Raw genomic sequence first — 16080 nt, forward strand, 5'->3', positions numbered from 1 at the left:
GGGCCCGGCCGGTGTCAGCGCTCCCGGCGCATGACGACGTACTCCCGCTCCTCCTTGCCGGGGCGGCGCCGGTCCACCACCGCCCAGCCCCAGCGCGCGTACCGGTCCGTCAGTTCCGGTACGTCGAGGGTCATGAGCAGGGCCGGCCGGGGCGTCCCGGCCGCGAGCAGGGCGTCGTGGAGACCGCGGCCGATGCCACGTCCCTGGTGACCGGGGACGACAACGAGCTCGGCGAGTTCGAAGGCGGTCTCACCGCCGGTCAGGACGGTGTCGGTCCAGCCGGCCGCGAACCCGAGCAGGGCCCCGTCGGCGTCGAGCGCGACCACCGCGGTGAAGTCGTCCCGCCGCGCGGCCGAGTCGAGCAGCCGGTCCACGGTGCGCACGGCACCGAGCGGCGGCTCGTGCCAGGGAGCACCGCAGAAGGCCTGGGCACTCAGGGCGAGCAGTTCGTCACGGTGCCCGGCGACCTCACCGGCCGGGAAGTCGGTGAGGCGGTACGTCACGAGTTCACCGCACCGCGCAGTTCGGCCACATCGAGCTGCTCGGTCTCGTCGTGCGCCGTCAGGTCGATGACCTGGCCCACCGCCTGCACCTGCGCCTTCGTCTGCGCCGGCGCCAGCGGGTTCCCCGGCGTCCCCGTGGGGCTGACAGGGGTGAGCAGCGGGGCGCCGAGCGCCGCCTGCGTCGCCATGACCTCCTCCAGGACCTCTTCGCCCACGACGTCGGCGAGGTCCGTGTGCTGCACCGCCTCGATCGCGGCCGCCGCCTTCTGCGTACCGAAGAAGTCGAAGTTGCCCTCGGGGCGCAGGACGGGCCTGCGGGCCGCGTACGGGACGATCGCGGACGCCGTCGGGACCGCAGGGACCTTCGTGGACGCGGGCGGAAGTGCGAGGGCGGGGGCGGCCGGTCGGCTGTGCTCGGTTCCGGCGGCCGCCGCGTGCTTCCCCTGCGGCTCCTCCGTCTCACGGGCCCGCTCGGCGAGGTCGCGCGCGCGGGCGGCCTCGGTGGTGCGGCGGGCCTGCTGGGCCGCGGCGTTGCGCGGGAGGTCGCGCAGCGCCTGGGCCGCGCGACGGTATGCCTCGGGCGTGGGCGTGGAGCCCCCGGCAGGCAGCGCCTTGGCGTCGCCGGCCGTACCGGTCGCCGACTCCAGCGCCAGGACACGGGCGCCTTCCAGCGCACTGGCCCGCTCGGTCTCGGCCGTGGCGTACCGGCGGAGCAGATCGGCGTGCTCGCCACGGAGCCCGGCCAGCTCCACCCGCTTGGCTCGGAGCTTCGCGTCGAGCCGCGAGCGAAGCGCGCGGGCCTCTTCGACGTCGGACTCCAGCTCGGCGACCCGCTCCTCGGCCTTCCACTGGTCGGCGGTGCGGGCCCGGTCGAGCTCGGCGACCCGCAGTCCTGCGCCCCGGTCCCAACTGCGCATGAGGACGGCACCGGTGACGGCGGCGGCCGCCGCGGCGGCCGCGAGCAGCCGTACGACGATCAGGTCACCGGGCAGCCAGGCGGCCGCGGCACACACGACCGCGGCGCCGGCGACCGCGGAGGGCGGCAGCAGCTTGTGCAGAGGCGGGGAATGGCGGTGGCGTCCACGTGGCATGGCCTGAAATTTACCGTGCGTAGGCGCCGTGTGGGGTGTCGGCCCGGCAATCTCTTGGCCACTTCTCGTCACCAGAAGTGGATATCCACCGTTCCGGTTCCGTTTCGGGCCGACGCCCCTCACTCGACGCCTACTTGTTGAGCAGCCCCTTCGTCTCCAGATACGCCTTGGCGACGTCCTCCGGCTTCGCGCGCTCGGCGTCGACCTTGCGGTTGAGTTCGGCGAGATCCGCTGTGGTCAGCACCTTGGTGATCTTGTCCAGGGCGGCGGCTATCTCGGGGGAACCGGCGTCCTCGGCGTTCACCACGGGCAGCACGTTGTCGGCGTTCTGCAGCTTCTTGTCGTCCTCGAGGAAGACCAGGCCGTAGCTGTCGACGGTGGCGTCCGTGGTGGTCGTCAGGACCAGCTGGTCCACCCCGTCCTTCACCGCCTGCTTGGCCTGCGGGGTGCCGACGCCCTTGGGGTCGATCCCGGTCACGTCGATCCCGTACGTCTTCTTCAGGCCGGGCGCGCAGAACGGCCGCACCGCGCATTCGTCGCCGGCGGCGATCTTCACCTTCAGCTTCGAACCGCCGAGATCGGAAAGCGTCTTCAGCTTGTTCTTCTCGGCGAATTCCTTCGTCACCGCGAACGCGTTCTGATCGACCGCCTCACCGACCGCGAGAACCTTCAGGCCGCGCGGTTCGGCGAGCTTCCGCAGCGCCTCGACCGTGGCCGTCGCGTCACCGGAGGCGACCGGCTTGTCCTCGGGCGCCTTCGGACCGTTCACCTTCGCGTTGAGGAATTCCGCGATGGTCGCCGCGTATTCGGGGACGACGTCGATCTCGCCCTTCTCCAGCGAGGGCTCGTACAGCTCGCGATTCTTCACGGTGGTGATGGATACGGAGTATCCGGCGTCCCGCAGCGCCTGGGCGTACAGCTCGGCGAGCACCTTGGCCTCGGTGAAGGCCGCCGCGCCGACGACCAGCGAGCCCTTCTTCGCGCCGCCGGAGTTCCCGGCGTCCCCGGAGCTTCCCGAGCCCTTCTTCTTGCCCTCCTCCAGGCTGTCACCGCCGCACGCGGCCAGCGCGACGGTCAGCGCCGCCGTCCCCAGCACCGCGCCCGCGATACGCGAGACCCTGTTCACGAGATCACCCATCCCCAGTCAGCGTTTGCTCAGTTGATCGAATCGTTGGTCGAGCCGTTGCTCGAAGCGTGGAAAGAGCAGCCGGTCCGCGCCCACCAGGACGCCCTCCACCAGGAGGGCGAGCAGGGCCACCAGGACCGCGCCCGCGACGACCTGCGCCGTGTCGTACGTGGCGAAGCCGGCCGTGATGATCCGGCCCAGGCCACCCTGGCCGACCATCGCCGCGACCGTCGCCGTGGCCACCACCTGGACCGCCGCCGAGCGCACCCCGGTCATCACCACCGGGCGGGCCAGCGGCAGTTCGACCTGCCGGAACAGCTGCCCGCCGGTCATCCCCATGCCCCGCGCGGCCCGTACCGCGGCCTGGTCCACCTCCCGCATCCCCACGTACGCGTTGGTGAGGAGCGGGGGTATCGCGAACAGCACGAGGGCCACGACGGTCGGCACATATCCGGCGTTCCGCAGGGGGGACACCATGAACAGGGCGAGGACCGCGAAGACGGGGATCGCCCGCCCCACGTTCGACACGTTCACCGCGAGGGCCCCGCCCCGGCCGAGGTGGCCGAGCCAGAGGCCCAGCGGCAGCGCGAGCGCCGCGGCGATCAGCAGCGCCGCCCCGCTCACGTACACGTGCTCGGCGAGCCGCTGTCCGATGCCCTCCTCGCCCGTCCAGTGCGCGCCGGTGGTGAGCCAGCCCCAGGCATCCGTCACTATGCCCATCTCACCCACCTCCCGGCGCGGTCCGTATCCGGGTCCACGGCGTGAGCAGCCGCTGGAGTCCCAGGAGCAACAGGTCGGCGGCGACGGCGAGCAGCACGCACAGCACCGAGGCGGCGAGCATCTGCGCCTTGAAGAAGGTGGGCAGCGCGTCCTCGATGAGATTGCCGAGACCGCCGCGGCCGACGACCGAACCGACCGTCGTCAGCGCGATCGTGGAGACGGTCGCCATCCGTATCCCCGCCATCAGAACCGGGAGCGCCAGCGGCAGCTCGACCTGCCACAGGAGGCGCATCGAGCCGTACCCCATGCCCCGGGCGGCCTCCCTGGTCTCGGCGGGCACGGCGGCGAGTCCCGCCAGCGTGTTCCGTACGAGGATCGTCAGCGCGTACAGCACGAGGCCGGTGACCACGAGCGCCGACGAGAGCCCGAAGAGGGGCAGCAGCAGGGAGAACATGGCGAGCGACGGCACCGTGTAGAGCAGGGTGGTCAGTCCGAGGACGGGGCCCGCGAAGCGGGGCCTGGCCCGGACGAGCAGGGCGAGCGGCACCGCGACGGCGAGCGCGATCAGCACGGACACGACCGTGATTCCCACATGCTGGAGCGTGGCGTCGGTCAACTCCTGGGAGCGGGTGCGCAGATACTCACCGCAGATCCAGTCGTTCGTGACCAGACAGTTCGGTGCGCTCATCCGTCCCTCCCCCCGGCTCGTCGATCTTCCGAACGCATGTCTGACGACCCTAACCCCCGCCACCGACAATCCCCGAGACCCGCCACAATGCGGCAACACGCCCTTCACACACCCCCGGCGTCCAGGGGCCAGAATGGGGACCCATGATCCGGTTCGAGCACGTGACCAAGCGGTACCCGGACGGCACCACCGCCGTCGACGACCTCTCGTTCGAGGTGGCGGAGGGCGAACTCGTCACCCTGGTCGGGCCGTCCGGCTGCGGCAAGACGACCACGATGATGATGGTGAACCGGCTGGTCGAGCCGACCTCCGGCCATGTCCTCGTCGACGGTGAGGACATCGCCGGCGTCGACCCCGTCGCCCTGCGCCGCAAGATCGGCTACGTCATCCAGCAGGTCGGGCTCTTCCCCCACCGCACGGTCCTCGACAACACCGCGACCGTCCCCGCCCTCCTCGGCTGGAAGAAGGCGGCGGCACGCGCGCGTGCGGCCGAACTCCTCGACCTCGTCGGCCTCGACCCCGCCGTCTACGGCTCCCGGTACCCCGCGCAGCTCTCCGGCGGTCAGCGCCAGCGCGTCGGCGTGGCCCGCGCCCTCGCCGCGGACCCGCCGGTCCTCCTCATGGACGAACCGTTCGGCGCCGTCGACCCGGTGGTCCGCGAACGCCTCCAGAACGAGTTCCTCGCCCTCCAGGCCACCGTCCGCAAGACCGTCCTCCTCGTCACCCACGACATCGAGGAGGCCGTCCGCATGGGCGACCGCATGGCGGTCTACGGACAGGGCCGCATCGAGCAGTTCGACGCGCCCGCGACCGTCCTCGGCGCCCCCGCCACCCCGTACGTCGCGGACTTCGTCGGCAGCGACCGCGGCCTGAAGCGGCTCGCGGTCACGCCCGTCACGGAGGCCGACCTCGACCCCGTACCGGCGCGAGGTCCCGTGGTGACGGACAAGACCGGGAGCCGGGACGGCGCCCCCGACCCCGTCCCGCTCGGGACCTCGCTCAAGGACGCCCTCGCCGTGCTCCTCCAGCACGACACGGGCCGGCTCACGGTCACCGGCGACGACGGCCGGCCGCTCGGCGTCCTCACCCCGGAGGGCGTCCACCGCGCCCTGCGCCGGGCGTCGGTCTCGGCCCAGACTTCCTGAGCGGGGCTCAGGTCGCGCTGAGCTTGCCGCTCATCCAGACCAGCCCCGGCGGGATCTCGCGGTTCCACGTGTTGAAGTTGTGGCCGCCGCTCTTCAGCGTGATCGACGAGACCTTCGCCGGGCTCTTCACCTTCTTGATGAAGTCGAGCGTCGCCCGCCGGTTGCCCTCACCCCGCTTCGACGTCGACACCAGGAACGACGACGGGCCCTGCGGCCGGTGGTCCAGGCTCCACAGCAGGTCGCCCCGCTTGCGCAGGCTGTCGTCCCCGTGGAAGAGGTCGCCGGTCGTCACGTCCTCCGCCGCCCGGTAGTACGCGGACAGTCCCGCCCCGGCGGCGAACCGGTCGGGGTGGTGCAGGGCGATCTTCAACGCGCAGTACCCGCCGGTGGAGATCCCCATGAAGCCCCAGTTACGGGGCTTCGTGCCCACCCGGTACGTCTCCGAGACCGCCTTCGGCAGGTCCTCGGCGAAGAAGGTCTCCGTCTGCGGGCCACCCGGAATGTCCACGCACTCGGTGTCCCGCGGCGGCGCCACCGTCGGGCGGAGCATCACGAGGATCATCGGCTGCATCCTGCCCTCCTTCGCCTGGAGGTAGGCAGTCTTCGGGTACCTCAGCCCTTTGATCAGGTTCTCCGCCGTGCCGGGATACCCCGTCAGCACCACCGTGGCCGGGAAGGTGCGCTTGGCGTACTTCGCCTGGAAGTACTCCGGCGGCAGGTACACATAGGCCGGCGAGACGATCCCGGACCGCTCCCCCGCCACGACGACCTTCTGTATCTGGCCGGCGGTCGTCGGACGGCCGCCGCCCGGCACGTCGAGCCCCTGTCTCCCCACCACCTTGATGTCCTTCGAACCGGCCGCGTGGTCGACGACCACACCCATGTCCTGCTCCTGCCCGAGCAGGTCGGCCCACGAGCCGTAGAAGAGGAAGGAACGGTTCGCCCCCAGGCCCACCGCGGCGAACAGCGCCAATTGCGTCATCAGCAGCAGCCCGATCCGCCCCACCACCGCCCGCCAGCCGCGACGCGCGAGCCGCGGCCAGAGCCAGACCGTGGCGAGGAACAGCGCCACGGCCAGCACGACCGCCACCACGAGGACTTTGTTGCTGGTGAGACCCATGGGGCGACCGAGCCTTCTTTCTGAGAATTTCCTGTGGACCGATGAACCCGATTCCGCACGGCTCCGTCCTAGAAGGCGCACCAGCCGGAACGGCCCGCCGAACGCGCCGCAGGGCCCGACCGGAGTCAAGGACCCTTCGCAGGACCACGGGAAGCACGGGAAGCCATGTCTGTCACAGTAGATGGGGACAAATCAGGATTGGTTCCGGTTCGAGTACGCCGGATTCTCCGCGGCCCCCGCCCCGAGAAGGTCCCCGCGCTCGTCGGCACCGCCTGCACCCTGATCGGCCTCATCGACATCGCCGCCGGCGTCTTCCCCCGCTTCCGCGCAAGCCGGATGCACGCCGTGGCGGAGGTCCTCCCCGGCACCCTCGGCCCCCTCTCCGCCGCTCTCTCCCTGAGCGCCGGCGTCCTCCTGCTGCTCCTCGCCCACGGCCTCAAGCGGCACAAGCGCCGCGCCTGGCGCGCCGCCGTCGTCCTGCTCCCCCTCGGCGCCGCAGCCCAGTTCGTCTGGCGCCACTCCGTCCTCGGCGCCCTCCTCTCCCTCGTACTCCTCACGCTCCTCCTGCGCCACCGCGGCGAGTTCGCCTCCCTGCCCGACCCGCGCAGCCGCTGGCGCGCACTCGCCAACTTCGTCGTCATGGGCGCCGGATCCATCGCCCTCGGCCTCGTCATCGTCAGCGCCCACCCGCGCCGCGTCATCGGCAGCCCCAGCCTCGCCGACCGCCTCGAACACGTCCTGTACGGACTCTTCGGCGTCGAAGGCCCCGTCGGCTACAGCAACGGCGTCGACTGGACCGTCGGCTACTCCCTCGGCGCCCTCGGCATGCTCACCGCCCTCACCACCATCTACCTCGCCTTCCGCCCCGAGCACCCCGCCGCCCGCCTCACCGACGAGGACGAGGTCCGGCTCCGCGCCCTCCTCGACCAGCACGGCGGCCGCGACTCCCTCGGACACTTCGCGCTCCGCCGCGACAAGGGCGTCGTCTTCTCCCCCAGCGGAAAGGCCGCCGTCTGCTACCGCGTCGTCTCCGGCGTCATGCTCGCCAGCGGCGACCCCATCGGCGACGTCGAGGCCTGGCCCGGCGCCATCGAACGCTTCATGGACGAGGCCAAGGCCCACTCCTGGACCCCCGCCGTCATGGGCTGCTCCGAGACCGGCGGCCAGGTCTGGACCCGCGAGACCGGCCTCGACGCCCTCGAACTCGGCGACGAGGCGGTCGTCGACGTCGCGGATTTCTCCCTCTCCGGACGGGCCATGCGCAACGTCCGCCAGATGGTCAAGCGCATCGAGCGCAACGGCTACACCACCCGGGTCCGCCGCGTCCGTGACCTCGACGACGCCGAACTCGAACAGGTCCGCCGCGCCGCCGCCGACTGGCGCGGCACCGACACCGAACGCGGCTTCTCCATGGCCCTCGGCCGCATCGGCACCCCCGGCGACGGCGACGCCGTGATAGCGACCGCCCACAAGACCGACGCGGGCGACGACCCCGACTCCGTCTACGGCGACCTCAAGGCGATCATCCACTTCGTCCCCTGGGGCCCGGACGGCATGTCCCTGGAACTCATGCGCCGCGACCGCTCCGCCGACCCCGGCATGAACGAGCTCCTCATCGTCGCCGCCCTCCAGGCCTCCCCCGGCCTCGGCATCGCGCGCGTGTCCCTCAACTTCGCCATGTTCCGCTCGGCCCTCGCCCGCGGCGAGAAGATCGGCGCCGGACCCGTCCTGCGCGTCTGGCGCGGACTCCTCGTCTTCCTCTCCCGCTGGTTCCAGATCGAGTCGCTGTACAAGTTCAACGCCAAGTTCCGGCCCCGCTGGGAACCCCGCTTCGTCGTCTACCGCAAGAGCCGCGACCTCCCCCGCATCGGCTTCGCCGCCATGCAGGCCGAAGGCTTCGTGAACCTCGCGCTGCCCCGCCCCTTCACCCGCAGGCGTCCCGCCCCGGCCCCGCGCCCCTGCGCCCACATCGTCCCCGCCCCCGCCGAGCGCGAGGTCCGGGCGGCCTGATGCCACCCCTGGGCCCTACGCTGGACGCATGAGTACGACGATCGACCGGGGTACGGCCCGGGGCCTGCCGGAGTGGGACCGCTGCGCGGTCATGGGCGTGGTCAACGTGACCCCCGACTCCTTCTCCGACGGCGGCCGCTGGTTCGACACCACGGCCGCCGTCAAACACGGCCTCGACCTCGTCGCCGAGGGCGCCGACCTCGTCGACGTCGGCGGCGAGTCCACCCGGCCCGGCGCCAGCCGCGTCGACGAGGAGGAGGAACTCCGCCGCGTCGTCCCCGTCGTCCGCGGCCTCGCCGCCGAAGGCGTCACCGTCTCCGTCGACACCATGCGCGCCCGCGTCGCCGCCCGCGCCGTCGAAGCCGGCGCCCTCCTCGTCAACGACGTGAGCGGCGGCCTCGCCGACCCCGGCATGGTCCCCGCCGTCGCCGCCGCCGAGGTCCCCTTCGTCGTCATGCACTGGCGCGGATTCAGCCAGGACATGAACAGCCTCGCCGTGTACGACGACGTCGTCACCGAGGTCGTCGGCGAACTCCGCACCCGCCTCGAAGCCGTCATCGACGGCGGCATCGACCCCGAGCGCATCGTCGTCGACCCGGGCCTCGGCTTCGCCAAGCTCGCCCCCCACGACCTCGCCCTCGTCGCCCACCTCCCCGAACTCCGCGCCCTCGGCCGCCCCCTCCTCGTCGCCGCCTCCCGCAAGCGATTCCTCGGCCACGTCCTCGCCCGCGAGGGCGCCTCGCCGCCGCCCGCGCGCGAACGCGACGCCGCCACCGCCGCCGTCTCCGCCCTCGCCGCCCACGCGGGCGCGTGGGCCGTCCGCGTCCACGAGGTCCGGGCCACCGCCGACGCCGTACGGGTCGCCCGCGCCGTCGAGGGAGCCGCGTGAGCCGCAGCGCCGACGAGGCGGCCGTCGAAGCCGCCAACACCGCCTTCTACGAGGCGATGGAGACCGGCGACTTCGAAGGCGTCTCGGCGCTCTGGCTCGACGACGGAGCCACCCCCATCACCTGCGTCCACCCCGGCTGGCCCGTCCTCACCGGACGCGGTGAGGTGCTCCGCTCGTACGCGCTGATCATGGCGAACACCGAGTACATCCAGTTCTTCCTCACCGACCTCAAGATCTCCCTCGCCGGCCGGACCGCCGTCGTCACCTGCACCGAGAACATCCTCAGCGGCGGCCCCGCCGAGGACGGCGCCGAACTGGGACCCCTCGTCGGACAGCTCGTCGTCGCCACCAATGTGTTCCGCCACACACCCGACGGCTGGAGGATCTGGTCCCACCACGCCTCCCCGGTCCTCACGGACACCGAGGAAACAGCGGACGAGGAGCCCGGCGGCGACACCCCGTAACACCTCCGCCACCCGCCCCGCGGACCCGCCGACGGCCCCCACGGGCAAGCTCTGTCGGTCCCCGCAGGTAGATTCGATGCTGGACACCCGGCCGTCCGCACCCGGCTGCGTGGCCACCGAACTACGACAGCAGGAGTGATTCGCGTGGATCGTGTCGCGCTGCGCGGCCTCAAGGCCCGGGGCCACCACGGCGTCTTCCCCAAGGAGCGCGAGGAGGGCCAGACCTTCATCGTGGACCTGGTCCTCGGCCTGGACACCCGCCCGGCGGCCGCCGACGACGACCTGACGAAGACCGTGCACTACGGGATCGTCGCCGAAGAGGTCGTCGACGTCGTCCAGGGAGAACCCGTCGACCTCATCGAAACGCTCGCCGAGCGCATCGCCCAGCAATGCCTCAGCCACGCCGGGGTACAAGAGGTGGAGGTCGTCGTCCACAAACCGGACGCGCCCATCACCGTGCCGTTCGACGACGTGACCATCACGATCACCCGGAGCCGACGATGAAGCCGACGCAGAGCGACCCCACCGTCCAGCCCGTACCGGCCTCCGTCGTCGCGACCGTCGACGCCGCCGACACCACGCTGTCCAACCCCCGCTGGGCCGTCGTGGCCCTCGGCGCCAACCTCGGCAACCGCCTGGAGACCCTCCAGGGGGCCGTCGACGCCCTCGCGGACACCCCGGGCCTCCGGGTCAAGGCCGTCTCCCCCGTGTACGAGACGGAGCCCTGGGGCGTCGAGCCCGACACCCAGCCCTCCTACTTCAACGCCGTCGCGCTCGTGAAGACGACGCTGCCGCCCTCCTCCCTCCTGGAGCGGGCCCACGCCGTCGAGGAGGCCTTCCACCGCGTCCGCGAGGAGCGCTGGGGCGCCCGCACCATCGACGTCGACATCGTCGCCTACGCGGACGTCGTCTCCGAGGACCCCGTCCTCACCCTCCCGCACCCCCGCGCCCACCAGCGCGCCTTCGTCCTCGCCCCCTGGCACGACGTGGACCCCGAGGCCCAGCTCCCCGGCCACGGCGCCGTCGCCGCGCTCCTCGCCACCCTCGGCGACGAAGGCATCGCCCGCCGCGCCGACCTGGAACTCCGTCTGCCCGAGTAGTCGTTACGCTTCGTGGCAGACCGCACAGCGGAGCACGACCGACGACCAGGAGAAGGACACCCGGTGAAACAACTGCGGCTGAAGGTGCTCGCCGGACTGTTCCTCGCGGCCGGCATCATCTCCTGGGGCGCCGCACGGCTCTGGGACGCGGTCGGCACCCTGCCCAGCGTGCCGATCGCCGCGCCCATCGTCCTCGCCGTGATCGCGGCCGTCCTCACCGCGACCGCCCTCTCCATCCGCGCCCGCCTCAAGGCCCAGCGCGAGCGCCGCCCCGGCGCCAAGGGCGTCGAACCCCTGATGGCGGCCCGCGCGGTGGTCTTCGGCCAGGCGAGCGCCCTGGTGGCCGCCCTCGTCGCCGGCATGTACGGCGGCACGGGCGTCTTCCTCCTCGGCTCCCTCGACGTCCCGGCCCGCCGCGACCAGGCCCTCTACGCGGCCTTCTCGGTAGCGGCGGGCATCGCCGTCATCGCGGCCGCCCTCTTCCTGGAGCGCGTCTGCAAGCTCCCGGAGGACAACGACGAGGGCCCGGGCAAGGCCCGGGTCTGAGACCGGTCCCGTCGTGGCGCCTCAGCGCGCCATGATGAGGCTCATCGCCTCGGCGCGGGTCGCGGGGTCACGCAGCTGGCCGCGCACGGCCGAGGTGATCGTCTTGGCGCCCGGCTTGCGGATGCCGCGCATCGACATGCACATGTGCTCGCACTCGAAGACCACGATGACGCCGCGCGGCTCCAGGATGTCCATCAGCGAGTCCGCCACCTGCGTGGTGAGCCGTTCCTGCACCTGAGGGCGGCGGGCGTAGACGTCGACGAGCCGGGCCAGCTTCGACAGGCCGGTTATCTTCCCCGTCGTCGACGGGATGTACCCGACGTGCGCCACGCCGCGGAACGGTACGAGGTGATGCTCACATGTCGAGTACACCTCAATGTCCTTGACCAGCACCATCTCGTCGTGACCGAGGTCGAACGTGGTCGTCAGGACCTCCTCGGGCGTCTGCCACAGGCCCGCGAAGATCTCCTTGTACGCCCGCGCCACCCGCCCCGGCGTCTCCCGCAGTCCCTCGCGGTCCGGGTCCTCGCCGACCGCGATGAGGAGCTCGCGTACGGCCGCCTCGGCGCGCTTCTCGTCGAAATCGCCGATCGTGCCCTCGCCGTCCAGCGTCACCGGGTCGGTCATCTCTGTGCCTCGTTCCGTCTGACTGATGTGCGCGAAATGCCGCGCCCCCACAGGCTAAAACCTGTGGGGGCGCGGCAGCCATTCCGGGGTGCCGGACGGTCAGTCCTCCGGGGTGTCCACCGGGGCGATCTCGATGCCCTTCGTGGTGTCGACCGCGGGGGCCGCCGAGCCGTTCGCGCTGTTCGTCAGGGCCAGCTCCTTGGGGGAGAGCACCGGCGGACGCGTGGACGGGGTACGGCGGGAGGAGCCGGTCCAGGCCGGGCGGGCCGGGCGCTTGACGATGGGGGTGAAGATCTCGGCGATCTCCTCCTTGCCCAGCGTCTCCTTCTCCAGGAGGGCGAGGACCAGGTTGTCGAGGACGTCGCGGTTCTCGACGAGGATCTCCCAGGCCTCGTTGTGCGCGGTCTCGATGAGCTTCTTGACCTCTTCGTCGACCAGCGCCGCGACCTCTTCCGAGTAGTCCCGCGGGTGCGACATCTCGCGCCCGAGGAACGGCTCGGTGTTGTCGCCACCGAACTTGATCGCGCCCAGACGCTCGGTCATGCCGTACTGCGTGACCATGGCGCGAGCCGTGGCCGTGGCCTTCTCGATGTCGTTCGCCGCGCCCGTGGTCGGGTCGTGGAAGACGAGCTCCTCGGCCGCGCGCCCGCCCAGCATGTATCCCAGCTGGTCGAGCATCTCGTTACGGGTGGTGGAGTACTTGTCCTCTTCCGGCAGGACCATCGTGTAGCCCAGGGCGCGGCCGCGGGACAGGATGGTGATCTTGTGGACGGGGTCGGAGTTCGGCAGGGCCGCCGCGACGAGGGCGTGGCCGCCCTCGTGGTACGCGGTGATCTTCTTCTCCTTGTCCGACATGATCCGGGTCCGCTTCTGCGGGCCCGCGACCACTCGGTCGATCGCCTCGTCCAGCGCCGCGTTGTCGATCAGCTTCTGATCGCCACGAGCGGTGAGGAGCGCCGCCTCGTTGAGGACGTTGGAGAGGTCCGCGCCGGTGAAGCCGGGGGTGCGTCGGGCGACGGCGCCGAGGTCGACGTCCGGTGCGACCGGCTTGCCCTTCTGGTGGACCTTGAGGATCTCCAGACGGCCCAGCATGTCCGGGCGGTCGACGGCGATCTGCCGGTCGAAGCGTCCGGGGCGCAGGAGGGCGGGGTCGAGGATGTCGGGCCGGTTCGTGGCGGCGATCAGGATGACGCCGCCCTTCACGTCGAAGCCGTCCATCTCGACGAGGAGCTGGTTGAGCGTCTGCTCGCGCTCGTCGTGACCGCCGCCGAGGCCGGCGCCGCGGTGGCGTCCGACGGCGTCGATCTCGTCGACGAAGACGATGGCGGGCGCGTTGGCCTTGGCCTGCTCGAAGAGGTCACGGACCCGGGAGGCACCGACACCGACGAACATCTCGACGAAGTCGGAGCCGGAGATCGAGTAGAACGGCACCCCGGCCTCGCCGGCGACGGCGCGCGCGAGGAGCGTCTTGCCGGTTCCGGGCGGGCCGTAGAGCAGGACGCCCTTGGGGATCTTGGCGCCGACGGCCTGGAACTTGGCCGGCTCCTGGAGGAACTCCTTGATCTCGTGGAGTTCCTCGACGGCCTCGTCCGAGCCCGCGACGTCGGCGAAGGTGGTCTTCGGCGTGTCCTTGGTGATGAGCTTCGCCTTGGACTTGCCGAACTGCATGACGCGGGAGCCGCCGCCCTGCATCTGGTTCATCAGGAAGAGGAAGACGACCACGATGAGGACGAAGGGGAGGAGGGAGAGCAGGATCGAGACGAAGGGCGACTGCTTCGTCGGGGAGACGGTGTAGCCCTTCTCGATCTGCCCGGCCTCGAACTTCTCCTGCAGCTTGTCGGCCAGGTCGGCGCCCTGGGTGCCGATGTAGCTGGCCTGGACCTTGCTGCTGTTGTCGATCTTCTGGCCGTCGACGAGCTCGATCTTGACGATCTGCTCGTCACCGGTGGTGATCTTTGCCTGCTTGACCTGGTTCTTGTCGATCGCCTGGACGACCTTGCCGGTGTCCACCGTCTTGTAGCCCTCGGACGAGCCGACGACCTGCATCAGCACGACCACGGCGAGGACGGCCAGCACGATCCACATGACCGGCCCACGGAAGTATCGCTTCACGTCCATCCATACGGAGCGAGAACGCCCCGTCCCTCCTGCCCGTAGGAAAATGCTGCTGTGAGAGCTGCTGTGTGAAAAAGCTGTTCTTCGGACGGTACCTCAGCATCGTCGCCCGCGACCGCCTTCCCGTGGTTCAACGGAGGGAGGGCGGTGCGGGTTCCCCGTACGGCGCGGGTGTTCAGCCGCCGTAGACGTGCGGGGCGAGCGTGCCGACGAACGGAAGGTTCCGGTACTTCTCGGCGTAGTCGAGGCCGTAGCCCACGACGAACTCGTTGGGGATGTCGAAACCGATCCACTTGACGTCGATCGCGACCTTCGCGGCCTCGGGCTTGCGCAGCAGCGTGCAGACCTCCAGGGAGGCGGGCTCGCGCGAGCCGAGGTTCGACAGGAGCCAGGACAGGGTCAGGCCCGAGTCGATGATGTCCTCGACGATCAGGACGTGCTTGCCCTTGATGTCGGTGTCGAGGTCCTTGAGGATTCTGACGACGCCCGAGGACTGGGTGCCGGCGCCGTAGGAGGACACGGCCATCCAGTCCATGGTGACGGGGGTGGAAAGGGCGCGAGCCAGATCCGCCATCACCATCACCGCGCCCTTGAGGACGCCGACGATGAGCAGGTCCTTGCCCGCGTATTCCGCGTCGATCTTCGCGGCCAGCTCTGCCAGCTTGGCGTCGATCTCTTCCTTGGTGATGAGCACCGACTGGAGGTCGGTGCCCATGTCCTTCTCGTTCACCCGGGTCACTTTCGTTGCAGCGTGCGTCAGCCTTGCCGGATGACCAGTCTGCCACCCTGGCGGCGGGCTTCGACGCGGCCGGGCAGGTTGATGGCCCCTTGGCCGCGCCAGCCGGTGATGAGCCGGTCGACTTCTTCGATGTGGCGGGCGAAGAGGGAGCCGGCGGGTGCGCCCTCGGCGATGACGGCGCGGCGCAGTACGCGGCGGCGTACGGCGGGGGGCAGGCCGTGGAGCTTGGCGCACTCCAGGGCGCCCGCCTCGTCGCGTACGCGGGTCTCGGCGTCGGCGGCCCAGGTGTCGAGGGCGTCGGCGTCGTCGCGGGAGAGCTGGGCCGTTCGGGCGAGGGCTTCGATGACGCCCTTGCCGAGGGCCTTCTCGAGGGCGGGGAGGCCCTCGTGGCGGAGCCTGGAGCGGGTGTAGGCGGGGTCGCTGTTGTGGGGGTCGTCCCAGACGGCGAGTTCCTGTGCGACGCAGGCCTTGCGGACGGTCTGGCGGTCGAGCTGGAGGAAGGGGCGCCGGTAGCGGCCGGAGGCGCCGGAGATCGCGGCCATGCCGGAGAGCGAGCGGATGCCGGAGCCGCGGGCGAGCCCGAGCAGGACGGTTTCCGCTTGGTCGTCGCGGGTGTGGCCGAGGAGGATCGCGGCGGCTCCGTGGCGTTGGGCGGTGGCGTCGAGGGCCGCGTACCGCGCGTCGCGTGCGGCGGCCTCGGGTCCTCCTTCGCGGCCGACGGTGACGGTGACGGCCTCGGAGGGGGTGAGGCCGAGGGCGGTCATGCGTGCGACGACCTCGCCCGCGCGGGTGTCGGAGCCGTCCTGGAGCCCGTGGTCGACGGTGATGCCGCCGGCGCGCACGGGAAGCTTGCGGGCCTCGAAGGCGAGGGCGGAGGCGAGCGCCATGGAGTCGGCGCCTCCGGAGCAGGCGACGAGCACGAGGGGGGTGTGTGCGTCGCGTGCGGGGGCGGGGTCGGTCTGGTGCTCGGTGAGAACGTCGTGGAGTACGCGGCGGACCGCCAGGCGTATCGCCGCGACCGCAGGATGGGGACCCATGTCCGGTGCCCTTCGTGAATGGGGTGGGGTGCCTCGGTCGGAGTCTTAACGGTCGGAAAGGGGGTTTCGGTCACTCAGAGTGCGTCGATGGTGACAGAAACCCGGCCGTTACCCGAGCATTGCACGCCTCACCCCATGCCCAGGGTCCCTCGGATGGGTG

The 16080-nt window shown here is 71.2% G+C and carries 17 protein-coding genes; 7 read left to right on the forward strand and 10 right to left on the reverse strand.

Annotated features, from left to right (window positions below; all coding sequences use genetic code 11):
* Positions 1-14 precede the first annotated feature (14 nt).
* The 5 genes from E0F75_RS07120 to E0F75_RS07140 form a co-directional block, all read right to left on the reverse strand.
* Complete coding sequence (locus tag E0F75_RS07120; RefSeq protein WP_187621668.1) at positions 15-503, reverse strand: GNAT family N-acetyltransferase; 489 nt, start codon at positions 501-503, stop codon at positions 15-17.
* Entirely contained in the window at positions 500-1594 is a 1095-nt protein-coding gene (locus E0F75_RS07125) for a hypothetical protein (protein ID WP_187621669.1), read from the reverse strand. The genes E0F75_RS07120 and E0F75_RS07125 overlap by 4 nt, the downstream gene beginning before the upstream one ends.
* A 130-nt stretch (positions 1595-1724) precedes the next feature.
* A complete protein-coding gene (locus E0F75_RS07130; RefSeq protein WP_187621670.1) occupies positions 1725-2732 on the reverse strand; it encodes an ABC transporter substrate-binding protein in 1008 nt (335 codons plus the stop codon).
* A 6-nt stretch (positions 2733-2738) separates the two neighbouring features.
* Entirely contained in the window at positions 2739-3440 is a 702-nt protein-coding gene (locus E0F75_RS07135) for an ABC transporter permease (protein ID WP_187621671.1), read from the reverse strand.
* A 1-nt stretch (position 3441) separates the two neighbouring features.
* Complete coding sequence (locus E0F75_RS07140) at positions 3442-4128, reverse strand: ABC transporter permease (RefSeq protein WP_187621672.1); 687 nt, start codon at positions 4126-4128, stop codon at positions 3442-3444.
* 143 nt (positions 4129-4271) lie between these two features.
* On the opposite strand from E0F75_RS07140, the gene E0F75_RS07145 reads away from it, so the two are divergent.
* On the forward strand, positions 4272-5273 hold the full coding sequence (locus E0F75_RS07145; protein ID WP_187621673.1) for an ABC transporter ATP-binding protein: 1002 nt from the start codon (positions 4272-4274) through the stop codon (positions 5271-5273).
* Between the two features lie 7 nt (positions 5274-5280).
* On the opposite strand, the gene E0F75_RS07150 is transcribed toward E0F75_RS07145, so the two are convergent.
* A complete protein-coding gene (locus E0F75_RS07150; RefSeq protein ID WP_187621674.1) occupies positions 5281-6393 on the reverse strand; it encodes an esterase family protein in 1113 nt (370 codons plus the stop codon).
* Positions 6394-6558: 165 nt separating this feature from the next.
* Here E0F75_RS07150 and E0F75_RS07155 point away from each other — a divergent pair, with 165 nt between their 5' ends.
* From E0F75_RS07155 to E0F75_RS07180, 6 genes are all read left to right on the forward strand, one after another.
* On the forward strand, positions 6559-8403 hold the full coding sequence (locus E0F75_RS07155; RefSeq protein ID WP_187621675.1) for a phosphatidylglycerol lysyltransferase domain-containing protein: 1845 nt from the start codon (positions 6559-6561) through the stop codon (positions 8401-8403).
* 28 nt (positions 8404-8431) lie between these two features.
* On the forward strand, positions 8432-9292 hold the full coding sequence (gene folP, locus E0F75_RS07160) for a dihydropteroate synthase (protein WP_187621676.1): 861 nt from the start codon (positions 8432-8434) through the stop codon (positions 9290-9292).
* Entirely contained in the window at positions 9289-9756 is a 468-nt protein-coding gene (locus tag E0F75_RS07165) for a nuclear transport factor 2 family protein (RefSeq protein WP_187621677.1), read from the forward strand. The genes folP and E0F75_RS07165 overlap by 4 nt, the downstream gene beginning before the upstream one ends.
* 144 nt (positions 9757-9900) lie before the next feature.
* Complete coding sequence (gene folB / locus E0F75_RS07170; protein WP_056569486.1) at positions 9901-10260, forward strand: dihydroneopterin aldolase; 360 nt, start codon at positions 9901-9903, stop codon at positions 10258-10260.
* Positions 10257-10856, forward strand: coding sequence for a 2-amino-4-hydroxy-6-hydroxymethyldihydropteridine diphosphokinase (gene folK / locus E0F75_RS07175; RefSeq protein WP_229312570.1), 600 nt, complete (start codon positions 10257-10259; stop codon positions 10854-10856). The genes folB and folK overlap by 4 nt, the downstream gene beginning before the upstream one ends.
* A gap of 63 nt (positions 10857-10919) precedes the next feature.
* Positions 10920-11402: a DUF3180 domain-containing protein gene (locus E0F75_RS07180; protein ID WP_187621679.1), complete on the forward strand. Its 483-nt coding sequence runs from the start codon at positions 10920-10922 to the stop codon at positions 11400-11402.
* Between the two features lie 21 nt (positions 11403-11423).
* On the opposite strand, the gene folE is transcribed toward E0F75_RS07180, so the two are convergent.
* From folE to tilS, 4 genes are all read right to left on the reverse strand, one after another.
* On the reverse strand, positions 11424-12029 hold the full coding sequence (gene folE, locus E0F75_RS07185; protein ID WP_187621680.1) for a GTP cyclohydrolase I FolE: 606 nt from the start codon (positions 12027-12029) through the stop codon (positions 11424-11426).
* A gap of 99 nt (positions 12030-12128) precedes the next feature.
* Positions 12129-14147: an ATP-dependent zinc metalloprotease FtsH gene (gene ftsH, locus E0F75_RS07190; RefSeq protein ID WP_187621681.1), complete on the reverse strand. Its 2019-nt coding sequence runs from the start codon at positions 14145-14147 to the stop codon at positions 12129-12131.
* A gap of 172 nt (positions 14148-14319) precedes the next feature.
* Positions 14320-14859, reverse strand: coding sequence for a hypoxanthine phosphoribosyltransferase (gene hpt, locus E0F75_RS07195; RefSeq protein WP_030219931.1), 540 nt, complete (start codon positions 14857-14859; stop codon positions 14320-14322).
* 41 nt (positions 14860-14900) lie between these two features.
* Positions 14901-15920: a tRNA lysidine(34) synthetase TilS gene (gene tilS / locus E0F75_RS07200; protein ID WP_187621682.1), complete on the reverse strand. Its 1020-nt coding sequence runs from the start codon at positions 15918-15920 to the stop codon at positions 14901-14903.
* Positions 15921-16080 lie beyond the last annotated feature (160 nt).

This window comes from Streptomyces sp. CB02980 (assembly GCF_014451325.2).
Taxonomy (GTDB): domain Bacteria; phylum Actinomycetota; class Actinomycetes; order Streptomycetales; family Streptomycetaceae; genus Streptomyces.

Excerpts from the sequence above, each read along its gene's own strand:
- E0F75_RS07125 (WP_187621669.1), bottom strand. The coding sequence starts at position 1,594 with ATGCCACGTGGACGCCACCGCCATTCCCCGCCTCTGCACAAGCTGCTG.
- E0F75_RS07130 (WP_187621670.1), bottom strand. The coding sequence starts at position 2,732 with ATGGGTGATCTCGTGAACAGGGTCTCGCGTATCGCGGGCGCGGTGCTG.
- E0F75_RS07135 (WP_187621671.1), bottom strand. The coding sequence starts at position 3,440 with ATGGGCATAGTGACGGATGCCTGGGGCTGGCTCACCACCGGCGCGCAC.
- E0F75_RS07140 (WP_187621672.1), bottom strand. The coding sequence starts at position 4,128 with ATGAGCGCACCGAACTGTCTGGTCACGAACGACTGGATCTGCGGTGAG.
- E0F75_RS07145 (WP_187621673.1), top strand. The coding sequence starts at position 4,272 with ATGATCCGGTTCGAGCACGTGACCAAGCGGTACCCGGACGGCACCACC.
- E0F75_RS07150 (WP_187621674.1), bottom strand. The coding sequence starts at position 6,393 with ATGGGTCTCACCAGCAACAAAGTCCTCGTGGTGGCGGTCGTGCTGGCC.
- E0F75_RS07155 (WP_187621675.1), top strand. The coding sequence starts at position 6,559 with ATGTCTGTCACAGTAGATGGGGACAAATCAGGATTGGTTCCGGTTCGA.
- folP (WP_187621676.1), top strand. The coding sequence starts at position 8,432 with ATGAGTACGACGATCGACCGGGGTACGGCCCGGGGCCTGCCGGAGTGG.
- folK (WP_229312570.1), top strand. The coding sequence starts at position 10,257 with ATGAAGCCGACGCAGAGCGACCCCACCGTCCAGCCCGTACCGGCCTCC.
- folE (WP_187621680.1), bottom strand. The coding sequence starts at position 12,029 with ATGACCGACCCGGTGACGCTGGACGGCGAGGGCACGATCGGCGATTTC.
- ftsH (WP_187621681.1), bottom strand. The coding sequence starts at position 14,147 with ATGGACGTGAAGCGATACTTCCGTGGGCCGGTCATGTGGATCGTGCTG.
- hpt (WP_030219931.1), bottom strand. The coding sequence starts at position 14,859 with ATGGGCACCGACCTCCAGTCGGTGCTCATCACCAAGGAAGAGATCGAC.
- tilS (WP_187621682.1), bottom strand. The coding sequence starts at position 15,920 with ATGGGTCCCCATCCTGCGGTCGCGGCGATACGCCTGGCGGTCCGCCGC.